Source organism: Trebonia sp. (assembly GCF_049794275.1).
Classification (GTDB): domain Bacteria; phylum Actinomycetota; class Actinomycetes; order Streptosporangiales; family Streptosporangiaceae; genus Trebonia.
This window is the reverse complement of record NZ_JBARCR010001205.1, coordinates 1-1,948: the sequence shown is the minus strand read 5'-3', so window position 1 is coordinate 1,948 and position 1,948 is coordinate 1. Positions and strand designations below refer to the sequence as shown.

The 1,948-nt window shown below is 67.8% G+C and carries 2 protein-coding genes; both read left to right on the top strand.

Annotation, left to right across the window (positions count from 1 at the left end):
* On the top strand, positions 1-724 hold a 724-nt coding region (locus WA805_RS29680), incomplete at its 5' end, for a TMEM165/GDT1 family protein (protein WP_425243977.1).
* 336 nt (positions 725-1,060) lie between these two features.
* Positions 1,061-1,603: a hypothetical protein gene (locus WA805_RS29675; RefSeq protein ID WP_422274219.1), complete on the top strand. Its 543-nt coding sequence runs from the start codon at positions 1,061-1,063 to the stop codon at positions 1,601-1,603.
* Positions 1,604-1,948 lie beyond the last annotated feature (345 nt).

Below are 1,948 nucleotides of genomic sequence, written 5' to 3'. Positions count from 1 at the left end.
AGAAACTTGTAATCCTTCTAACGGTTCCCTGAACATCACTTCAGAAGGCACCTTCCTGCCTGGCAGCCCGCGGTCCGGGTATACGCTCCCTGAAGCCCGGGGTACCAGCGCGACCACGTCCACCTGGGGCGGAGGTAACCACGTGTCTGGCCTGCTCATTACCGCGATAGCCCTCGGAACGGTCTTCGTAGTTGAGTTGCCGGACAACTCCGGGCTGGCGAGCCTGGTGCTGGGCACCCGGTACCGGCCGATCGGGGTGTTCGCCGGGACGGCGGCGGCTTTCGCGGTACACGCAGCGCTGGCGGTGACGGCCGGGAGCCTCCTCGCCCTGGCCCCGCACAAGATCGTCCAGATCGTGGTCGCCGCGGTGTTCCTGGCCGGCGCCGTGCTGGTGCTACGCGTGGACAACGATGACGATGACGAAGCGCGGCTGAAGGCCGATGCCACCGGGTTCTGGCCCGTAGCTGCGACCTCCTTCGGGGTGATCTTGCTGGCGGAGCTGGGAGACCCGTCGGACATCACGATGGCCAACCTTGCCGCCAGATACCACGACCCGGTGGCGGTGGGCATCGGGAGCGTGCTGGGCCTGTGGCTAGTGGCAGCGCTGGCCATCACGGGCGGGCGGGGACTGCTGCGGATCTTGCCGATGCGGTGGATCAGCCGCCTGGCCGCGCTGGTGATGGTCGTCATGGCAGGGATCACCCTGGCCGGCGCATTCCGGTGACGCCCGGCCAGGCCTGGCCCACCCAAGTCAGGCCAAAGCTGAAGCCCTGAGCCTGTACGAAGCACTGACCGTGTTGGGACTTCCCCTGTACCCAGTCCACGCGCCGGTCCACGGCGAAGCAGGGCTTTCCTTGGAAGCCCAGTGATCGGCGTGTCCAGCTGGAACTGCCTGAGAGCGGGCGTGCTGTCGCAGGCGCTCGCGAATCGCCCTCAGGGGGTGATGCACGGTGGAGCCGCCGGTGCGATCTTGAGGCTAAGAGTTCAGTCGGGGGTTAATTGCCCGTCGCGGTCAGGCCGTCCTTGGTGGGCAGCACTCGGCCAAGAGGAGGAACATGCCATGGCGATAGGTCCTGTACAGCTCATCGTGCTCGGGTTCAGCCACCCGGACTTCCACGGCGAGGTCATCGCCGAGCTTGAACGGCTTCGCGAGAGCGACACGGTGCGGGTCATTGACGCGCTGGCCGTGTACAAGGACTCCAGGGGGGAGCTCGAGGTCGAGCACCTCAGCAACCTGACCCAGGAGGAGGCCATCGAGCTGGGCAGTAAGGTCGGGGCCTTGGTCGGCCTGGGCATCGCGGGTGAGGAAGGCGCGGAGGAAGGCGCGGAGGCCGGCGCGGAGGAGGCGGCTGAAGAGGGGATCCACGTGTTCGGCGACGCGGAATGGGATGTCATCGAGGAAATCCCGAACGACTCCGCGGCCGCCCTCATCCTGCTGGAGCACCACTGGGCGGTGCCGCTACGGGACGCGATCTTCCGGGCGGGCGGCTTCCGGATCAGTGACGGGTTCATCAGCCCGCTCGACCTGGTCCAGATTGGGCTGGCCACGGCCGAGGAGGCCAAGGAACTGCACACCATGGAGCACACTGCAGGCAAGCACTAACGAAGGAGGATGACATGTTCGGATCTCGCAGGGTCGCACGGCGGACCGGGCGGCGCACCGCCCGGCGCGTGAGCCGCCGCCGCTGAGCGCGTCAGCATCCCGGGGCGCCGCCGGGCGGCGGCGCCCCGGACCGTACGGAATCCCGGGAGTTCACGGTTGCAGGCCGCCGCCGAGGACTACCCAGTGCTCACACGGCAGTTCCTGCGCGTGATCGGACTCCTCGATCCGGGCACGTCGCTACTGCGCCCCGGCACGCCGCTGCGCGTGCTCACCGACAACCTGCGCCCGCACCGGGCCCCCGCCACGGACGCTCTAATTCCGGACCCGTTCGGTGCTGTGTCATAT

What these genes read in the sequence shown, in the direction of transcription:
- WA805_RS29675 (WP_422274219.1), top strand. Translation starts at nt 1,061, where the DNA reads ATGGCGATAGGTCCTGTACAGCTCATCGTGCTCGGGTTCAGCCACCCG.